The organism is Tenacibaculum sp. nBUS_03 (assembly GCF_051201695.1).
Taxonomy (GTDB): Bacteria; Bacteroidota; Bacteroidia; order Flavobacteriales; family Flavobacteriaceae; genus Polaribacter.
Genome location: NZ_CP179214.1, coordinates 180,629 through 201,804 on the forward strand (window position 1 = coordinate 180,629; position 21,176 = coordinate 201,804).

A 21,176-nucleotide genomic window follows, 5' to 3' on the forward strand; every position below is an offset into this window, starting at 1 on the left:
TGTCATAAATGAAGACAATAGGATTAATAGGAGGCATAACTCCACAGTCAACAATTATGTATTACCAAGTTTTAAATGATTTGGCTAGTAAAGAATATGGAGATAAGCGTTCTGCTAAAGTAATTATTAATTCTGTTGATTTTGGTGAAATATCTAAACTCCAATCTGAAGGTAAATGGGATGTTTTAGATGGTATAATGGCAAATAGTGCTAAAAGTTTAGAAAATGCTGGTGCAACTTGTATTTTAATATGTGCAAACACCATGCATTTAACTATTGAAGCTGTTCGGAAAGTGGTAGAAATTCCAGTAATTCATATCGCTGAAGCCACAGGTGAGCAAATTCTAGAAAAAAAACTATCGAAAGTAGCTTTGTTAGGGACAAAATATACCATGGAAAAAACATTTTATATTGATGTTTTGAAGAATATGGGAATAGAAGTTATTATTCCTGAAAAAACTGATAGAGAAATTGTTCATACAATTATATATGATGAGTTATCTGAAGGAATATTAAAATCTAGGTCAAAAAATATATATCTTGATATCATTAATAAACTTCAAAAAGGAGGAGCTCAAGGAGTTATTTTAGGGTGCACTGAAATCCCTTTACTAATAAAGCAAGAAGACGTATCAATACCAGTTTTTGATACGACAACAATACATGCAATAAAAGCGTTTATACTTTCTACATAATGAAAGATTTATTTACTTACCAATTTGATTTAGATTCTTTTATAGGAATAATAGCCTATATTATTCTTATAATTTTTATAGCGTGGTTAATATCTAGAGGAATTCGATATATTATATTACAAATCATAAAGCACAGAAAAAGAGATAGATTTGGAGGAACAAGTATACAATTTCTCAGAAATTCTATTAAGTTTATTATTGGTGTTTTTGGAATAATATATATCATTATGACCGTGCCAATTTTTAGAAACAAAGCTTCTTTTATTTTTTCTGGAGCAGGAATACTTGCGGCAATTATTGGTTTTGCAGCTCAAGCAGCTTTATCTAATTTAATAGCTGGTGCATTCGTTGTTGTGTTTAGGCCTTTTAGAGTGGGAGATTATATTAAATTAGACGAACAGCGAATGGGAATAGTTGAGGATATAACACTTCGACATACGGTAATCAATAATTTTGAAAATAAAAGATTAATTATTCCTAATTCGGTAATTAGTACCGATTCAGTATTAAATCACACTATAGAAGATTCTAATATTTTAAGTTTTAATAATTTTAAAATAGGATTAAAGGCAGATATTGATTTGGCACGAAAAATTATACAAGAAGAAGCAATAAAACAGCCTAACGTTATTGATAATAGAACACCAGCGCAGGTATTAACTTCTTCTGATCAAGTTGATGTTCGTGTAATTGATGTTCATCCAGATCATATACATATGAGGGCTTATGTTTGGTTAAATGAACCATTTTTAGAGTTTAAAACTAAATGTGCTTTGAAAGAGTCGGTTCATAAACGTTTTCTTAGTGAGGGAGTTCACTTACCTATTCCAATCAATAAAATTATCAAATTATAGAAGTAACCAACAAATTATGTAAAATAGACGACTCTCCTCAAAGAAATATTGATTAAAAAGAAGTAGTTTCGCGGTCTAATAATAGTTTAATATTAATTTCTTTTAATTAGGATACTAATTGTAAAGAATAAAAACAGAATTATGGCCACTACATTTAAAGAATTAGGAGTTAACCCTTTTTTAATTAAAAAGTTAAACACTTTAAATATTAAAATTCCTACACTTATTCAGGAAAAGGTTCTCCCTGTTATTTTACATCAAAAAAAGGATGTAGTTGCGTTATCTAAAACAGGTACAGGTAAAACTATTGCTTTTGGTTTGCCTTTGCTACAATTAATAAAAGAAGATAAAAGCCATATTCAAGCTGTTATTTTAGCACCAACGAGAGAGTTAAGTCAACAAATTTTCAACAATTTAGAAGCTATCGTTCCAGATAATTCTAATATTTCTATTGCTTCTATTAATGGTGGGGTTCCTGTAAAATCTCAAATAGAGCGTTTAAAAGAAGATACTCATATCGTAGTTGCTACTCCTGGTCGTTTAGCAGATTTAATAAAACGAGGAGCTATTAATATTAAAGATATTTCGTACTTTATTTTAGATGAAGCTGATGAAATGGTAAGTGCGTTAAAAGAAGAGTTAGATAACGTTATAAAAGAAATCCCCAAATTAAAAAGGACCTTATTATTCACTGCTACCATGCCTGGAGCAATAAAACAATTGGTGCAGAACTATATGTCTAAGCATGTGCTTCAAATTGAGGCTGATATGGAAACAGTTGGTAATAAAAGTATTGATCATCAATATGTGGTGGTTGAACCTATTGAAAAGCTAGACGTATTACTTCATTTTTTAAACGGTAGAATTGGAGAAAGAGGAATTATTTTTTGTAAAACAAAGGCAGCAGTTAACAAATTGGCAAAAAAACTAGCTATCAACAAATTTTCATCTGGAGCCATTCATGGTAGTTTAACACAAGGAATTCGTGATCGTATCATGGGACAGTTTAGAGAAGGTTTCATTGATATTTTAGTGGCTACTGATTTAGCCGCAAGGGGTATTGATGTAAAAGACGTTTCTTATGTAGTTAATTATCATTTACCTGATACGTATGATGCCTATGTTCATAGAAGTGGTCGAACGGCAAGAGCGGGAGCAAATGGTTTATCTTTGACTATTATTCAAGAAGATGAGACAGAAGATATTACAGATTTTGAAACTGAATTAGATATTGTATTTAAGTCTTTTAAAAAAGCTGATGCTAAAAGCATTGAAGAAAATAACGGACTTATTTGGGCTAAGAAAATATTTAAAACAAAACCTAATAGGAACGTTTCTCAAGAGTTTAAATCTAGGGTGAAAACAATATTTCATCATTTAACAAAGGAAGAGTTGATAGATAAGTTAGTGGCTAATTATTTAAATGAAACGAAAAGCTCACTAATAAAAGATGAAACTTCTAAAAAGAAAAAATAGTTGATAGGTATATAGTTCTTTGAGTTTATTACTTTAGTAAAAAGATAAACTAACAATGTCTAAACTGCCAAATACACCTACAAGTATCTTTTCTATAATGTCGCAATTAGCGAACAAATATGGAGCCATAAATTTATCGCAAGGATTTCCTAATTTCCCTGTTGATCAACGTTTATTAAGTATAACTAAAGATCTAATAGGCAAAAACGTTCATCAATATACTCCGATGAACGGAGTACCTTCCTTATTAGAGAAAATAGCTTTATTAACATTTAAAAATTATAATCGTCACGTTAATGTAGCTTCTGAAATATTAGTAACAGCTGGTGCTACACAAGGTATTTACACGGCTATTAATTCATTTATAAAAAGTAATGATGAAGTAATTATTTTAGATCCTAGTTATGATAATTATGAACCTTCAGTTCTAGTAGCTGGAGGTAAGCCCATTCGTATTTCTTTAAACGATGATTATTCTCCAAACTTCAATAGAATTGAAGATGCAATCACCAAGAAGACTAAATTAATCATACTAAATAACCCACATAATCCAACAGGTAAAACTTGGAAAGAGAGTGATTTTGAAGCATTAGAAGTTCTTTTAGAAAAACATGATCATGTATTACTATTAAGTGATGAAGTATATGAATATATATCATTTTCACACCCACACATATCTATAAATACAAGACCAAAATTAAGAAATAAATCAATTATAGCGTCTTCTTTTGGAAAATCATTACATGTTACTGGTTGGAAGGTTGGCTATTTAATAGCTCCTGAAAATTTAATGCTAGAAATAAAAAAAATACATCAATTTTTAGTTTTTAGCATTAGTAGTGTATCACAATATGCTATTTCTGAATATTTAGATTTTGTTGATTTTAACCAAATATCAAAAATGTATCTAAGGAAGAAAACTCTCTTCCAAAACCTACTTAAAAATAGTCAATTCGAATTATTACCTTGTGAGGGAACATATTTTCAAGTTGTAAATTATAAACAAATTAGTTCAAAAGGTGATACAGATTTTGCTAAAGAGTTAATTGTAAATCATGGAGTTGCTGCCATTCCTATTTCAGTATTTTATAAAGATTTAACGGATAAGCAAATGTTGCGATTTTGTTTTGCAAAAACAGATGAAACGTTAATTGCCGCTGCAGAAAAGCTAAATGAAATTTAATTATATTTTTATTTATGTAAAAATAGAGTGTTTAGTTAAATTATAAACAGAATAACCTAAAAAAATAGTATAATCAACTGTTTTGCCTCTTGTCACCTTACAGATTGTTTTAAATTTGCAACTTAGATATATTTCAAATGAAAAAAGAGTTTTTTAATTATACTTTTATAGTTGTAGGCTGTGCTTTAATGGCGTTTGGTGTTGTAGGTTTTTTGAGTCCTAATAGTATAGCCATGGGGGGTACTGGTGGTTTAGCTATTATTTTTAATAGCCTTTTTAAAATCTCAATAGGGATATTGTTTGCAATTATAAATATTCCATTGTTACTCGTAAGTATCAAATATTTAGGGAAGTATTTTGCCATAAAAAGTACGATAGCTATTTTATTGATTAGTGCATTTATAGATACACTTTCGCACTTTGTAAATCTGGATCCATTAAGTAATGAACCTTTATTAGCCACATTATATGGTGGGATATTTGTTGGAGCTGGAATTGGTTTTATATTTAAAGGTGGCGGTTCTGCTGGTGGCGGAACGATAATTGCACGAATTATAACCTCTAAAACATCTTTAAAAACAGGTACTGTAATTCTTATTTTAGATTCAATTGTTATTGTTGCTACAGGATTTGTTTTTAATAATGTTGAATTAGCATTGTGGAGTATGATTAGTATTTTCATCACTACAAAAATGGTAGATGTTATTTTAACAGGACGACCTAATGGACGAATAGTTCATATTTCTTCACCAAATAATTTAGAAGCTATCGGTTTATTAATAAATGAAAAAATTGGAGTAAATGGAACATTAATTAAAGGGAATAATTTAAGTTTAACTCAGGAAAAACACATGATTTTTGTTACTGTTCCAATAAATAGACTAAGTACTTTAAGACAATTAATACGTACCGAAGATACTTCTGCTAAAATGATTGTGATGGATGCCTCTGAAATGTTAGGAACTAAGTTTTTAAATTAAATCAATGCTTTAGGATTCATGTTTCTTATAGCCATACTTATTTATATTATTATAAATAACAATTACAGTTTTAGTTAATTTGACCAGGTTTTAGATACCTCGAAATTTTAAATAAAACTATTTTTTAATATTGTATAGAACTGAAAATTTCCTTTTGATGAAAGAACCATTTTTAATGATTATAATAATATTGTTTATCGGGTGCGATATTAATAAAACAAAAAACTCGTCAGAAAAAATAATTTCTGAGAAAGTGTATGATTTAGATGAAAATGGTAATAAAAAAAATTTAATTTTAATTATTGAAGGTAATAAAATGTATACATCTAATAAAACTGGTGATAAAATTGAGCTATTATTAGAGAAGTACGATAATAAGGTTTATGAAATAAAGCATAAAATAGTTGATAATGTTGATAAAACTGAAAAAGGAAGAATTCTTTATGTTTTTAAAGGAGATAAATATTGGGAGTATAATATAAAAACTAAAGGGAAAGGAAAATTGGTTTTTGTTAGAAAAGGAAATAATATTTATCAAAATGGAAATAAAGGCATTAAAAAGATTTTAATTGTGGACTAACATAAAAATAAGTTCTCTCTTTATTCTAGTGATGTATTTCTATTAAACAATCATTTTCAAAGTAAATACAATGCTAAAAATCAAACTTGGGGTATAATTCCTTATTCTTAAAATTTGTTTATTATAATAAATAGTATTTAAATCCAAAGTTTATAATTTTTTTAAAAAGTTTCGTTTTACTTTAAAATACTATCTTTATTCATTCAAATATTTTTTAATTTAAAAACAGAAATAAATGAGACTTTCAACTGTTGTAATTATAGCATGTAGTTCTTTTTTTCTCTCTTGTAATACAGAGAAAAGTTCAAAATTAAATGACTCCTCCAAAGCCAACAAAGAGTTTAAAATTGATTATGAAAAATTTATTTTAGACAATGGTTTAGAGGTTATTTTACATGAAGATCATAGTGATCCTATAGTGGCAGTGGCTACTATGATGCATGTTGGATCTAATAGAGAGAAGCCTGGAAAAACTGGATTTGCTCATTTCTTTGAGCATATGAGTTTTAATGATTCAGAAAATGTGCCAGTAGGAGCAAATAGAAAGATGATTCCTGAATGGGGAGGAAGCAGAAATGGTGGTACTTGGAGTGATGGAACTGTGTATTATGAAGTAGTTCCAAAAGATGCTTTTGAAAAAATTCTTTGGATTGACAGTGATCGTTACGGGTATATGATTAATACGGTAACGAAAGCGGCTTTAGAAAGAGAAAAACAAGTGGTGAAAAATGAAAAGCGTCAACGAGTTGATAATGCTCCTTATGGGTATACTGATGAAATTATAAGAAAAAACCTGTATCCAGAGGGACACCCTTATAATTGGACTGTGATTGGGGCATTGCCAGATTTACAAGCGGCAACTATTGATGATGTTAAAGAGTTTTATGCAAAATACTATGGAGCAAAAAATGGATCTTTAGTAATTGCAGGTGATATAAATATTGAAGAAACAAAGAAATTAGTGAAAAAATGGTTTGGTGAAATACCAAGTGGCCCTGATGTAGAAGAGCTACAACCAATGCCTGTAACATTGGCTAAAAAGAAATCATTGTATTTTGAAGATAATTTTGCAAAACTTCCTGAATTACGTATGGTTATACCTACTATTGAAGAGTATAATAAAGATGTTTATCCTCTTCAAGTACTTAGTCAATTATTAAGTGGAAGTAAAAAAGCTCCCTTATACCAAGTAGTAGTTGAAGAAAAAAAATTAGCCCCTAATATTAGTATTTATCAAAGGAGTAGTGAAATAGCAGGAGAATTTATTATTAGAGCAAGAGCTAATGAAGGTACTGATTTAGATGATTTAAAGTCTGCTATAGATGAGGGCTTGAAACGTTTTGAAAGTAATGGTGTTAGCGAAAAGGATTTAATGCGTATCAAAGCAGAACTAGAAACAGGATTATACCAAAGTGTAAGTACTGTTTTAAACAAAGCATTTAAGTTAGTTCAAGATAATGAGTTTAATGGAGATCCAAGTTATATTACTAAAGCTGCTAAATTAATGAATTCAGTAACTGCAGCTGATGTAATGAGAGTTTATAATCATTATATCAAAGATAAAAATTATGTAATGACGAGTGTTGTTCCTAAGGGACAATTAGAATTAGCCGTTGCTGATGCAAAAGAAGCTAAAGTTTGGATAGAAGAAGTAAAGCAAAATGTAGCAAATGAAGAAGTAGGGCAAGGTGAAGAAGCTAACTATGAAAAAACTCCAAGTACATATGATAGGAGTGAACCAGCTTTTGGAGAATTACCTTTATTTAAATCTCCTGAGGTTTGGACTACTTCTATAGATAATGGAATCAAAGTTTATGGAATAGAGAATAATGAAGTTCCATTAGTTCAGTTTGATTTAACAATTCCTGGTGGACATTTATTAGATTTCAAAGGAAAAGAAGGCGTAGGAAGTTTATTAAGCGATTTAATGATGGAAGGTACAGCTTCTAAAACCCCTGCTGAACTTGAGGATGCTATAGGCTTATTAGGGGCTAGTATAAATGTATATAGCGCTAATGAAGATTTTCATATTGTAGGATCTTGTTTAACAAAGAACTTTAAAAGTACCATTGCTCTTGTAAAAGAAATGTTGTTAGAACCTCGATGGGATCAAAAAGAATTTGATAGATTAAAACAAGCATTAGAAACTGGATTAAAAGGACGTGAAGCAAATCCAAATGTAATTGCTTCTACGGTAATGAATAAGTTAATTTTTGGAGATAAACATATGTTTAGTATTCCAGGTTCAGGTACCTTAAATACTATTAAAACAATTACTATAGATGATTTGAAGTCGTATTATAAAAAACTATCACCTAAAAAGGCAACTTTTCATGTAGTAGGTGCTATAACTGAGGGTGAAGCTTCAAAATCAATAAGTACACTAAATGACTTTAAAGGTATCGATATTACACTCCCAAAACAAGAATTACCTAATGAATCAAAAGCAGGTAATTTATATTTTGTAGATGTACCAGGGTCAAAACAATCTGTAATAACGATTGGAAAATTGGTTTTAGCAGCTACTGATGAAAATGCTAATAATTTAGATTTTGCAAATGAAATTCTTGGAGGAGGTTCAAGCGGAAGACTGTTTCAAACTTTACGAATTGAAAAAGGATATACATATGGAGCTTACTCTAGCTTTAGAAATAGTAAAGAAATTTCTCCTTTTTTAGTAAGAACCAGTGTTAGGGCAAATGCAACGTTAAAATCTTTAGAAATAATTAAAAATATGTTAAGTAATTATTCAAAAGATTTTACTCAATCAGATGTAGAATTAACAAGAAACAAACTTTTAAAAGCCGATACAAGAGCGTTTGAAAGTTTAGGTGCAAAACTTAGCATGGTTCGTAATATGAGTAAATATAATAAGCCTTCTAACTACACTGAGATGAACCAGAAAGAACTAGTTTCAATGACTTTAGAAGATTATAAAAATATTATCGATACCTATTTACAAGAAAAGGAAATGATTTATTTAATAGTTGGTGATAAAGCAACACAGTTAAAAGAAGTTAAAAAATTAGGTAAGCCAGTAATTGAATTGGATATCTATGGAAATACTATTTAGCAGGTTTTTAAAAGAAACAACGTTAATAAACTTTATGAATAGAGTTTATTAACGTTGTTTTTATAAGTTTGCCCAATAGGTACTTTATGTTCATTAATTAAAATACGATTACCCTCAATAAATTTTATTTTATTTATAGCAACAATAAATGATTTATGTACTCTTAAGAAATCATTTATATCTAATATTTCTTCATAATATGAGATTTTTTCATGACTTACAATCATCTCATTTATTAAAAATAATTTAGTGTAATTTCCGTAAGCTTCAATATAAAGAAGCTCACTTAAATTAATTTGATGAAACTTTTTATTTCCTTTAACAAAAAAGCGAGCATTTTTTTCTGGTGTACTATTTACTTCTTTAATTACTGTTTTAATAGTATTTGAATATGTTATTTTATTAACTGCTTTAACTAGCCGATCAAAACTAAAAGGCTTTAAAATATAATCTACAACATTTAATTCAAATCCTTCTAAAGCGTATTCTTTATATGCTGTTGTAATAATAGTTTTTGGAGGATTTGTTAGTGTTTTTAAAAAATCAAGTCCTCTAAGTTTTGGCATATTTATATCTAAAAACATAAAATCTATAGTATGTTCATTTAAATATTGCATAGCCTCCATTGCATTATAACAGTTTTTTTGCAATGTTAAATGTGGCAACATATTACAGAACTCTTCAATAATTTCATGAGCTAAAGGTTCGTCATCAATTATAATATAGTTAAGCATTTTTATTTATTTTTAGTGTTGTTTTATAAATAGTATTTGATACATCTATTACTAATTCATGCTTGTTTTTATACAATAAAGAAAGTCTTTTTTTTAGATTTTCTAACCCAATACCTTTAGTTTTTTGTATTTCATTAGGATCAAAATTGTTCATAATAACAAAAACAATAGCTTCACTCGTGTCGTATAAATGAATATTAATAAAAGCATTTTCAGAAAGGGTATCAATACCGTGTTTAAACGAGTTTTCTAAAAGCATAATGTATAATAAAGGAGCAATAGTTAAATGAGGATTAACATCTTTATAATTGAAAGAAATTTCTACTGATTTTTTGTGTCTAATTTTATGAAGTTCAATATAATTATTCAAATATTCAATTTCATCAAAAAGTTTTACCCTTTCTTTCTCTCCTTCATATATAGTGTAACGCATCATATCAGAAAGTTTTAAAATAACATCAGGAGCTTGTTTAGAATTTTTAATAGTTAAAGCATATAAATTATTTAATGTATTGAAGAAAAAGTGTGGATTTATTTGTGTTCTAAGTAATGATAATTCAGTTTTCGTTTTTTCAGTTTTTAAATTTTGAAGCCACTTCCACTGTTCAAAAATCCATACTAAAAATAATAAAGGAATCGGTAAAAAGAAGATATAAATTGGAAAATTTTCTTTAATTTTTAAGTAAGCATCTAAGTTTCCTGAAAGTAATCTTAAATAGAAAAAGTATAAAAGTAATGGCGCATAAATAAGTGTTATTAGCTTCCAATATTTTATGATGAATTTTGGAGCTAAAATATATACAAACCCTAACCAAAATACCAATAAAAGAGTAAAAGTAATTGGATTATCTGGTACATTCATATAAGAATCTATTATTAAAGCGATAAAGAAAATTACAATTATGCTGAGTACTTTCAGTAATACACTTTTTTTAGTTTTAAGATACTTGTAATTATGAATAGGTAAGGAAATTACTAACCACCAAAATAAAGTAATAGTAAACACTTCAAAAGGTTGATCACGAGGTATGTTTAAATATTTGGTAGTATCTAATAAGTAAAATACCGGAATAATAATTAAACCAAAAAAGAAGGCCTTATATTTTTTTAAAAACTGAATCATACATCAAAACTACTAATGTTCTTATGTTTTTACAACTATATTGATGTACAGTATGAAAATTATGACGAACAATATGATTTTTGCGCTGAATCTAGTTTTAATGTAAAAAAGATTATGTGTATGTAAATAAGTGAGTTGTTTATCATTTTAAATTTTAAAAAGATGATAAAAAAAACACATTTGTAATGTAATTAAATAGAACCATTATGAATACACTAAAAATAGAAAACTTAACTAAAACATATTCAAACGGAGTAAAAGCAATCAACGGAATTAATATAGAAATTACCAATGGAATGTTTGGTTTATTAGGAGCAAATGGGGCTGGGAAATCATCATTAATGAGGACTATAGCCTCTTTACAAGAACCTACTTCAGGAACAATTACATTTAATGGCGAAAATATAGTTGAGACACCAGAAAAAATAAGAAAGTGCTTGGGGTATTTGCCACAAGAATTTGGTGTATATCCAAAAATATCTGCAGAAAAACTATTAAACCATCTAGCGATTTTAAAGGGAGTTATTAATAAAAATGAACGCAAAGAGCAAGTAACAGCATTGCTCCAACAAGTTAATTTATATCAGCATAGAAAGAAAGCAGTGTATACATTTTCAGGAGGTATGCGTCAGCGTTTTGGTATTGCTCAGGCATTATTAGGAAATCCTCAAATAATTATTGTAGATGAACCAACTGCTGGTTTAGACCCAGAAGAAAGCAATCGTTTTTTAAATTTATTAAGTGAAATAGGGGAGAACGTTATTGTAATTTTATCAACACACATTGTAGAAGATGTTAAAAATTTATGTCCCAAAATGGCTATTCTATCAAATGGTCAAATTATATCAGAAGGAAACCCAAAAACGCTGGTAGCAAGTATTGAAAATAAAATATGGAGTAAAATTATACGTAAAGCAGATATTGAATCGTATAAAAAAGTCTTCAAAGTTATTTCAACTAAACTTGTATCAGGTGATACACAAGTGAGAGTTTTATCAGACTTTAAACCAGAATTAGGCTTTCAACCAATTACTCCAAATTTAGAAGATTTTTACTTCGCAACACTTTTTAATAACCAATTAAAAAACGTATAAATTATGTTTAAACAGCTATTTAATTTTGAGATATATTATCAATTAAAACAACGTGCATTTCCAATATTCGTTATCTTATTTCTAGCGATAGGTTATTTTGTAGGTAAGCAAGGTTTTGCTCCTAATGGAGTTAATTATAATTCAGTGTATCAAGTTTATTTTCATACAAGCCTTTTTACTTTAGGAAGTGTATTTATTATTATGTTTTTTGCTATTAGTGCTATGCTTAGAGATAAACAGCATGACATGGAGAATTTAATTTATAGTTCTTCAATTAAAAAGTCACATTATTTCTGGAGTAAATTTTTAGGTACATTTATTTTTAGCACGTTGGCTTTTTCTCCTTTTATAGTAGGATATATTAGTGGAAATTATTTTTCGAATTTAGATCCAGAACGATTAGGTAATTTCAAATTATTAACATATTTACAACCTTGGTTGTATGTTGTTGTTCCTAATATTTTTATTTGTACAACGATTATTTTTTCTGTGAGCACACTAACAAAAAGTAGTATAGCAACTTACATTAGCGCTGTATTTTTATATATGTTGTATTTTGTATGTTCAATTTTTTTAAACTCTCCACTTTTAGCACAATCTGTTCCAGCATCTCCTGAAAGTATGGCTATAGCAGCAGTAGTAGATTTATTTGGAGTTGCAGCATTTTTTGAACAAACTCAATATTGGACTCCATTCCAAAAAAACACGCAATTAATTTCATTTTCAGGATATTTTTTAATCAACAGGCTGATTTGGATTCTTATTTCTTTTGGAGTTTTATTAGGGACGTATAAATTGTTTTCTTTTAGAGAATTAACAAAAAAAATAAAGACAAAAAAGAGAGCTAACAAAGAAAATGTAGCAAAAATTGATTATAAACCATTAGATGTAATTCACAATTTTAAAACAAAAGTAATAACGTTTATATCTTTACTAAAGTTAGAACTGATAAGTGTTTTTAAGAGTTTACCTTTTATTGCAGTTCTTATAATGTGGTTGTTTATTGTGTTTTCAGAATTATACGCAACAGTAATAGAAGGAGGTGAATATGGAGTTAGTTCGTATCCTTTTACGAATCAGCTAATTTCCTTAATAGTTGATCCTCTTACTATTTTTAGTTTACTCTTAATCATTTTCTATAGTGCTGAAATTGTATGGAGAGAACGCAGTTTAAACTTTAATTTAATTCTAGATTCGGTTCCTACAAAAAATAACATATTCTTCTTATCTAAATTTTTTACATTATTACTATTGCCTATTATTTTAATTACTACAGGAGTTTTAATGTGTATTATTTTTCAAATAAGTTTAAGTTATACAAATTTTGAATTTAATTTATATGCATCATTATATTATCATTATGGTATTCAATTAATGGTTTTCTCAATGATTGCAATTTTTGTAAATAGTTTAGCCAAAAGTAAATATGTTGGTATGGGAGTTTTTGGATTAATTGTAGTATTTAGTTTGAAATCTAATTTAATTGGTCTAGAACATCCTTTAACAAGTATTGGTTTTATGCCAAGAGTTGCGTATTCAAATATGAACAATTTTTATGGAGGTGCTGTTTTATATGATCACCTAGTAATGTATTGGTTGTCTTTAGGACTTTTTTTAATGGCAATATCATTTAAAATATGGAATAGAGGAGTGTTATCAAGTCTTTTATTAAAACTAAAAAAACTGCGTTATGAATCGACTAAAATTCAAAAAGTATCAATCTCATTTTTAGGCGCACTATTTGTAACTTTTGGAGCAATACTATTTTACAACATGAATATAATTGATACTTATGAAACTTTAAGTAGTCAATTAGACTTAAGAGAAAAATATGAGAAAAAGTTTAAAAAATATGAAAATCTAGAACGACCTTTTCCGATATCTAGAAAAACTGAAGTTGCTATTTATCCTAATGAAAGGCGCTACACAGTAAAAGCAAATTATATTTTAAAAAATGGCACCAGAAAGCCTATATCTGAAATTTTTATTACTGAAAGAGTAGCGTTAAAATCTATTTCTTTAGAAAAAGGAACGTTAATGAAAAAAGATAATGAGTTTGGTATATATGTCTTTAAATTTAAAAAAGCTATTCAGCCTAATGATTCACTATTATTTAATTTTGAATTGGATTATAAAGTTAAAAAATATGAAAATAATAAAACTATTGTAGAGAATGGAACATATATAACGCATAGAACATTTGAACCTATACTTGGATATAACAGAGGTGCCGAGATAGTAAATAGAGTAGAACGAGAAAAAAGAAAGTTACCAATAAGAAAAGAAGAAAATATATCAGATTCACATATTGAACATGATGATTTTAATAATGAAAAAATAAACTTTGAAACCATTGTATCAACAGATAAAAATCAAGTGGCTTTGAGTTCGGGCAGATTGGTATATCAATGGGTTAAAAATGATAGAAATTATTATCATTATAAGTCTGTAAATAAAATCATGCCTATGATTGCTTATTTTTCAGCTAGATATAAAACTAAAAAAATTAATTATAAAGGTATTTCAATTGAGCAATATTATGATGAAAATCATTTTTTTAATATTCAGGAAATTGAAAATAGTGCGATACAAACTTTAAATTATTGTCAGAAGAATTTTGGTGAGTATAATTTTAAACATCTTAGAATAGCAGAAATCCCATCACATTGGTCGTTTGGAGGTTTTGCTCACCCAGGGGTTATAAGTATGGTGGAAGACCGATTATATTTATCAAATGTACGTGATTCTTCTATTTTTAATTTAGTAGCAAAAAGAACAATTCATGAAGTTGGGCATCAATGGTGGGGACATACATTAGCAGCAAAACCAGTGGCTGGAGGATCGCTTTTTATCGAAGGATTTGCAAAATATACTGAAGCTGTAGTTATGGAGAAAATGTATGGAAAAAGAGCTTTGTTTGAATTAAGTGATAACACTAGAAGGAGATATTTTTACGGTAGAGCATTTGCTGGAGAACAAGAGCCTCCAGTATATAAGGTATTAGGACAAGGCTATATTTCTTATGGAAAAGCATTAACTGTTTTATTAGGAATGAGAGATTTAATAGGAGAGAAAGAATTAAATATTGTATTAAAGAAATTAGCAAACAAATGTAGAGGCAGTAAAACATTAAAAGTAAATTCTATTGAGTTTTTAAAGGCTCTGTATGAAGCAACTCCTTTAAATTATCACGTATTAATTGATGATTGGTTTAAGAGAGTGATTACGTATGATTTGGCAATGGAAAGAGGAGAGTTTAAACAATTAAAAAACGGTAAGTTTAAAGTAACAGTTAAGATAAAAGCAAAGCGATTTAATACTTTAGATACTGGTGAAATTGAAGAGATATCTATTAATGAACCAATAAAAATAGGAGTTTTTAATTCTCATCCTTCTAAAGTAAAAAATAACAATCAAATATTGTATTATAAATCATTTATTATTGATAAAGAAATATCAGAGGTTACAATAATAGTTGATGAAAAACCTAAATATATCAGTATTGATCCATTTGGTACAAGAAGTGACGAAAATTTAATAGATAATACGATAAAATTTTAGTAAAAGTATTTTAATAAAATAAAAAGAGCTGAATTAATTACAATAATTCAGCTCTTTTTGTTAACAACTATTATGTTTAATTTAATAAATTTTGCGTTATGTTTTGAAAGAATAAAATGAATAGAAAAGATATTCTTTAAATATGTAAAGTGTTTTTCCTTAAATAAAAAGTGGTTTTAATCATTGATTATCAGTGTATAACCTGTGCTTTTGGTTTTTATGTTTTTATAGTTTTGTTGTAACATTTTGCAATTTGTAATACAATTATTAAACTTAAATTATTAAAAAATGAATACTTTAGAAAAGACAAAAGAAGGAGTAATTAACGAAGGATTCTCTGAAGAATCTTTTGAAGGAAAACATCAGATAAATTCAGAAAATGAATTTACAGAATTTGAAGATGAAAATAATGAAGAGGCAACACAAGAAGATTATCAAGAAGTAAGTAATGAAAATGAAACGGTACTTGGAGAAGATACTGATAGTGAAGAGCCGTTTTTAGGTGGTAATTCTGAATTAAATGAAACACTTACAGAAAATACTGAAGACGATACTTTAGAAAAAATAGATGGATATGATTATTCTGTTGTGGACTCTGAAGAGAATGTTTCTAGAAATATAGAGGGAGATGGACTAAATGCTTACTATGGAAGTTACGGAGATTCAGATTTAGCTGAATTAATGAGAACCGAAAGTGGGCAAAAAATGGTTCAAGAAGTAGTTATTGGTAAAGATGATCGTAAAAAAATAAATGGAACAACTAAATATCCATGGAGAGCTATTTGTTCATTAAAAATTAAGGCAAAAGATGGAACAAGTTGGATAGGAACAGGTTTTTTGATAGGACCAAGAACAGTAATTACTGCTGGGCACGTTGTTTATATGCATAAACATGGTGGATGGGCAAAAAGTATAGAAGTAATTCCTGGTCGTAATGGGGCAAGTAAGCCTTTTGGTTCATGTAAAACAAGTCATTTTCACTCTGTAAAAGGATGGACAAAAAGCAAAAAAAGAAGTAATGACTATGGAGCGATTATTTTGCCCAAAAACTGTAAGTTTGGAAATAAAGTTGGTTATTTTGGCTATGCAAATTATAATTTTTTCAGTTTACTTGGTTTAAAAGTAAATCTTTCTGGATATCCTGGAGATAAACCTGCAGGAACTCAATGGTGGCACTGTAGAAGAATTAAATTAGTTACTCCAAGAACTTTAGTATATAATATTGATTCTGCTGGAGGGCAAAGTGGTTCTCCTGTTTGGAAATATAAAAATGGAAAACGATATGTGGTTGGAATTCATACTAATGGGTCTTCACTTGGGAATTCAGCGACAAGAATAACATCTGCTGTTTATAAGAACCTTAAAAATTGGAAGAATAAATACAAATAACATATTGTAAATCTAATAACAAGGTTGTCTAAAAAGTTAATAAATATAAAAGTAATTTTTTAGATAGCCTTTTTTTAATTATGAATAAGGTTACAGGAAAAATTGTAGATAAAATATCAAAAACTCCTATACATGAAGCAGTAGTTCTATTAAAAAATGAAAAACTAGCTTTAAATGATATTGCTCAATTAAGTGATGAAAATGGGAAATTTGAATGGGTAGATTTGGAAGTAGGGGAGTATACGATTCAGATAATTAGTGAATTATATACTAGTAAAGTTTTAACCTTTATATGCACTGTGGATAGTGTTTTAAACTTCATGATTGCATTGGAAAGATAAGATCACTACAAGCATTATCTAACTAGTATAAAAAGTATTATCTATCGTAGCTAGTTTTTAATACCAACATGTATTGTTAAAGTATACCTAAAGTTAACTTGGCCTCTTCACTAATCATCGATCTATTCCAACTCGGTTGCCATGTCAATTCAACTTCAACTTTATTAATTAATTTTAATTCTTCTATTTTTCTTTTTACTTGTTGTGGTAATGCTTCAGCTACTGGACATGATGGTGATGTCAACGTCATTGAAACATATACATCATTTTTATTTTCGATACTAACATTATAAATTAATCCTAATTCATACACATCAACAGGTATTTCAGGATCAAAAACTTCTTTAATTTTTTTTATTATTAGGTTTTGTAAATTTTCGTTTGTTTCCATACTTAAAATTATCTTTTTATTTTAAAATTTAAAACCATTACTCCATGCTATTATTTTTAACAAAGAGCAATGGTTTATTTAATAAATTTAGTTTATGTGTTTTTTTCTTTTGTAATTGTATATAGTTTCTGAAATAGTAAACCAACAGAAGTAATATATACCCACTGAGAAAATAATGTCTCCTATTATTCGTAACCACTTTAAGATTTGAACAACTGGAGAGTATAATAATTCAGCATCTCTTGCAAAAGAATATCCTTTAGTAATTGAAGTATATGCTTGAATTATTCCAATAGGAAGCAAACTAAACAAAACCATAGCAATTAAACCTATATTTAATAACCAAAAAGCTCTTTTTAACTTTTTACTTTCCCAAGTTCTATTAGAATAAAATCGTAAGCAAATTATAATGAACCCCATACCTAACATACCATAAACTCCAAATAAAGCAGTATGAGCATGAACAGCAGTAGTATTTAATCCTTGAATATAGTACAATGCGATTGGAGGATTAATAAGAAATCCAAACACACCAGCACCTATAAAGTTCCAAAATGATACAGCTATAAAAAAGAAGATAGGCCATTTATATTTTTGCATCCAAGGAGTACTTTTTAAAAGTGTCCAACTCTCTTTTATTTCAAACCCCATAAGGGTAAGTGGAACAACTTCTAAAGCACTAAATGTTGCTCCTAAAGCAATTGCTTGAACTGGAGTTCCTGAATAATATAAATGATGCAAGGTTCCTATTATACCACCAGCTAAAAAAATAGTTGCTGAAGCAATTGAAACTCTACCAGCAGTTTTAGCAGAAATTATTTCCATTTTTGAAAAAATAAAAGCAATAACAACCGTAGCAAAAACCTCAAAGAAGCCTTCTACCCATAAATGAACTAACCACCATCTCCAATAATTAATGACTGGCAAACTACTATTTTCCCCATACATCAAGCCTGAGAAAAAGAACATTCCAATAGCAACCACAGATATTAATAAAATTGTAAGTAATTGTTTAGAAGCATCATTTTTACGAATAGCATAAACAATATGTCTTCCAACCATAAACACCCATAGTATTAAACCTATGCCTAAAAATAGTTGCCAAAATCTACCTAAATCCATATATTCATAGCCTTGATGACCAAAGAAAAAGTTAGTTGTTAAATCTAGAAATTGATGAACACCTAACCATTCACCTAGCATAGATCCTAATACGATGATTAGTAAGGCAATAAATAAAAAGTTTATTCCAAAAACTTGGTACTTAAATTCTTTATTAGAAATCATAGGAGCTAAGAATAAACCAGTAGATAGCCATGTTGCTGCTATCCAAAATACAGCTAATTGGGTATGCCAAGTTCTTGTAATTGAATATGGTAAAAAACTAGCCAAATCAATTCCAAAAAAGGCTTGGCCTTCAACTGTGTAATGAACGGTTATGATACCTAAAACAACTTGCAAGCCTATTAATAGTGAAATAACAATAAAATACTTTAAAATTGCTTTTTGAGAGCGCACTAATTTCATTCCTGTTAGAGGATCAACATTGGGCTTGGTTATTATGTCTCCTTTTTCATGATCTCTTAAATAATAAAAAGTTAGGATACCTATAAATAGAAGCAATAATACAATTGACAATCCTGACCATATAACAGAATCTTTTGTAATTTCATTATCAATTAAAGGTTCATGAGGCCAATTAGACGTATATGTGTACTCTTTATTGGGTCTATTAGTACTTGCCGCCCAAGAAGTCCAAAATAAAAAAGCATTTAATTGTTCTAATTTAATAGGATCTGTTAAAGCTCCCTTTGGAATAGCATACTCTTTTTTTCCTTCAGAAAAAATAGACGAATAATGTTTTATGTTACTTGTAATAGCGGCTAGCCTTTCTTCTGATATTGTAACTGTATTAGTAGCAGCATTAAATGTATTAGTTTTAATATCATTTATTAAACGTGCTTTGATAGCTGCTTTTCTTTCTACATTTAGGCTATCATAGGGTAACTGAAATTCTGTTTTAGACCAATAATTTAATAAATATATTGCTTCTTTATGTATCCAGTCTGCTGTCCAATCGGGTGCAACATAACTTCCATGTCCCCATATAGAACCAACTTCCATGCCTCCAATAGATTCCCAAACATTTTGTCCAGTTTGAATATCTTCTTTTGTATAAATGATTTTTCCAGAATTTTTGACAACAACTTTTTCTGGAATTGGTGGTTGTGTTTGATATACCTCAGTTCCTACCCAAATTAAAGCAATAAATGAAAGGGTAACAACACTAATAAATGCGATCCAAGTTTTTTTCATGGTTTCTATTAATTTTGCAGAGTTTTTTCTAATTCAACTCCTTTTTTAAATAAAATGTTATTTTCTAAATGAATATGTTTGTGTAAATCTTCTTCAAATTCCTGAAGTAAATGATAAGTTACTTTGTAAGTATTACATGCATCTACAGGAGGGGAATAATTATTACTTAGTTCAGAAATTTTTCTAAACCGACTCCCTTCATTGTCATGTTCTTCATGCATCATTGCTATCGGACTTTTTAAGCTATTAAACAGGTTACTTGAAATTGTTGATTTATTTTTAGCAGCTTTAATTAATTTTTTGAAATAAGGGAATAGAATTAATTCTTCTTTTTTCATATGCATTGTCAAATCGTTTGCACTTTCAGTAAATAGCTTGTATATTTCAAATAATTCTGGGTGGTACATACCATGAACTTTGCATAATTTATCTAGATATAATTTTAGCTCTGGTATTGTTTTTTCTACGTATTTATGATGTTTATTGTATATATAATCTGAAAGAAAATCTATATCCCATGCTTGATAGTTATTGGTATCTATCTCAGATTTAAAACAATTATCTAACTTGTTAATTAGTATACTTTTATTAATATTTTTAGTATTACATACGGTTTCTATGCTCCTATTGCCATTGCAACAAAAATCTATACCATATGATTTAAAAATAGTAGCAGATTTATAATTTTCTGCTACAATAGTACTTATTAAAGTGTTTTTGTTAATGTTCATTACTCTGTGTTTTAATTTTATTTAATATTTTGAATGAGTTTTTCTATTTGTTAATCAATGTTTTATGTTTTTTTTGTTATTTAAATAAAGCGTAAGTGTTCTCATTAAGCTATTTTATCCATGCTTTTTGTATGATATTTAATAAGATGTTGGTATTATTTAGTTATGAATTATAAGTATTCGTTTTTATTTAATTTTATTCATTTTGTACAGTTAATTTCTTTAATAATGTAGTTCCAAATATGAACAAGCATAGTACTTTTAGTACTTCTAGCATAACATATATGAAGTGTATGTTACTTTTTTCTAAAATTATTCCATTAATAATTTGTTCTGCCCGTGTATTTAAAATTGGTAATAGCCAAGATGTTTGTATAAGCATAATTAAAACAATTATTAGAAAAGAATAGTGAATAGATTTATTCTCTTTTTTATAAAGTACTATACTATTTATTGAAACACTTATTAGAAATACAATTTCCATAATATTTAAAGCTGTAAATACTAGTTTTCCTATTCCTAATCCAAGTTCTAATGTTATGTTAGGGGCTAGAAATTTTAACCAAGATTCCATAAAGCTTATTGCGCACACAAAACCAATCCATATAAATATTATAATTAAATTTTTTTTCATAAAGTATATTCGGATCTTTTT

17 protein-coding genes are annotated in these 21,176 nt (G+C 28.3%); 11 read left to right on the forward strand and 6 right to left on the reverse strand.

Going from position 1 to position 21,176, the window contains the following annotated elements:
* Positions 1-8 precede the first annotated feature (8 nt).
* The 7 genes from ACMFBB_RS00760 to ACMFBB_RS00790 all read left to right on the forward strand — a co-directional run bounded on the left by ACMFBB_RS00760 (position 9) and on the right by ACMFBB_RS00790 (position 8,841).
* Entirely contained in the window at positions 9-695 is a 687-nt protein-coding gene (locus ACMFBB_RS00760; RefSeq protein WP_435262567.1) for an aspartate/glutamate racemase family protein, read from the forward strand.
* Positions 695-1,549, forward strand: coding sequence for a mechanosensitive ion channel family protein (locus tag ACMFBB_RS00765; protein ID WP_435262568.1), 855 nt, complete (start codon positions 695-697; stop codon positions 1,547-1,549). Before ACMFBB_RS00760 ends, ACMFBB_RS00765 begins: the two co-directional genes overlap by 1 nt.
* A 141-nt stretch (positions 1,550-1,690) precedes the next feature.
* Positions 1,691-3,025 carry a DEAD/DEAH box helicase gene (locus ACMFBB_RS00770; RefSeq protein ID WP_435262569.1) on the forward strand — a complete coding sequence of 445 codons (1,335 nt, stop codon included), beginning with the start codon at positions 1,691-1,693 and terminating at the stop codon, positions 3,023-3,025.
* Between the two features lie 55 nt (positions 3,026-3,080).
* Positions 3,081-4,208 carry a methionine aminotransferase gene (locus ACMFBB_RS00775; protein ID WP_435262570.1) on the forward strand — a complete coding sequence of 376 codons (1,128 nt, stop codon included), beginning with the start codon at positions 3,081-3,083 and terminating at the stop codon, positions 4,206-4,208.
* A 137-nt stretch (positions 4,209-4,345) separates the two neighbouring features.
* Positions 4,346-5,188 carry a YitT family protein gene (locus tag ACMFBB_RS00780; protein WP_435262571.1) on the forward strand — a complete coding sequence of 281 codons (843 nt, stop codon included), beginning with the start codon at positions 4,346-4,348 and terminating at the stop codon, positions 5,186-5,188.
* Positions 5,189-5,345: 157 nt separating this feature from the next.
* The gene (locus ACMFBB_RS00785; protein WP_435262572.1) at positions 5,346-5,768 is read left to right on the forward strand and encodes a hypothetical protein; all 423 of its coding nucleotides are present in this window, start codon (positions 5,346-5,348) and stop codon (positions 5,766-5,768) included.
* A 235-nt stretch (positions 5,769-6,003) separates the two neighbouring features.
* On the forward strand, positions 6,004-8,841 hold the full coding sequence (locus ACMFBB_RS00790) for a M16 family metallopeptidase (protein ID WP_435262573.1): 2,838 nt from the start codon (positions 6,004-6,006) through the stop codon (positions 8,839-8,841).
* 32 nt (positions 8,842-8,873) lie between these two features.
* Here ACMFBB_RS00790 and ACMFBB_RS00795 read toward each other — a convergent pair whose 3' ends face one another.
* A complete protein-coding gene (locus ACMFBB_RS00795) occupies positions 8,874-9,575 on the reverse strand; it encodes a LytR/AlgR family response regulator transcription factor (protein WP_435262574.1) in 702 nt (233 codons plus the stop codon).
* Positions 9,568-10,698: a sensor histidine kinase gene (locus ACMFBB_RS00800; protein WP_435262575.1), complete on the reverse strand. Its 1,131-nt coding sequence runs from the start codon at positions 10,696-10,698 to the stop codon at positions 9,568-9,570. The genes ACMFBB_RS00795 and ACMFBB_RS00800 overlap by 8 nt, the downstream gene beginning before the upstream one ends.
* 206 nt (positions 10,699-10,904) lie before the next feature.
* On the opposite strand from ACMFBB_RS00800, the gene ACMFBB_RS00805 reads away from it, so the two are divergent.
* The 4 genes from ACMFBB_RS00805 (at position 10,905) to ACMFBB_RS00820 (ending at position 17,083) form a co-directional block, all read left to right on the forward strand.
* Complete coding sequence (locus ACMFBB_RS00805; protein ID WP_435262576.1) at positions 10,905-11,792, forward strand: ABC transporter ATP-binding protein; 888 nt, start codon at positions 10,905-10,907, stop codon at positions 11,790-11,792.
* A gap of 3 nt (positions 11,793-11,795) precedes the next feature.
* Positions 11,796-15,353, forward strand: coding sequence for a M1 family aminopeptidase (locus tag ACMFBB_RS00810; RefSeq protein ID WP_435262577.1), 3,558 nt, complete (start codon positions 11,796-11,798; stop codon positions 15,351-15,353).
* Between the two features lie 288 nt (positions 15,354-15,641).
* A complete protein-coding gene (locus ACMFBB_RS00815; RefSeq protein ID WP_435262578.1) occupies positions 15,642-16,742 on the forward strand; it encodes a trypsin-like serine protease in 1,101 nt (366 codons plus the stop codon).
* Positions 16,743-16,822: 80 nt separating this feature from the next.
* A complete protein-coding gene (locus ACMFBB_RS00820) occupies positions 16,823-17,083 on the forward strand; it encodes a carboxypeptidase-like regulatory domain-containing protein (protein WP_435262579.1) in 261 nt (86 codons plus the stop codon).
* Between the two features lie 76 nt (positions 17,084-17,159).
* On the opposite strand, the gene ACMFBB_RS00825 is transcribed toward ACMFBB_RS00820, so the two are convergent.
* The 4 genes from ACMFBB_RS00825 to ACMFBB_RS00840 form a co-directional block, all read right to left on the reverse strand.
* Positions 17,160-17,474, reverse strand: coding sequence for an iron-sulfur cluster assembly protein (locus ACMFBB_RS00825; RefSeq protein WP_435262580.1), 315 nt, complete (start codon positions 17,472-17,474; stop codon positions 17,160-17,162).
* An 87-nt stretch (positions 17,475-17,561) separates the two neighbouring features.
* On the reverse strand, positions 17,562-19,790 hold the full coding sequence (locus tag ACMFBB_RS00830) for a nitric-oxide reductase large subunit (protein ID WP_435262581.1): 2,229 nt from the start codon (positions 19,788-19,790) through the stop codon (positions 17,562-17,564).
* Between the two features lie 8 nt (positions 19,791-19,798).
* A complete protein-coding gene (gene ric, locus ACMFBB_RS00835) occupies positions 19,799-20,521 on the reverse strand; it encodes an iron-sulfur cluster repair di-iron protein (protein WP_435262582.1) in 723 nt (240 codons plus the stop codon).
* 196 nt (positions 20,522-20,717) lie between these two features.
* Positions 20,718-21,155, reverse strand: a complete 438-nt coding sequence (locus ACMFBB_RS00840) for a hypothetical protein (RefSeq protein ID WP_435262583.1) — start codon at positions 21,153-21,155, stop codon at positions 20,718-20,720.
* Between the last annotated feature and the right edge of the window lie 21 nt (positions 21,156-21,176).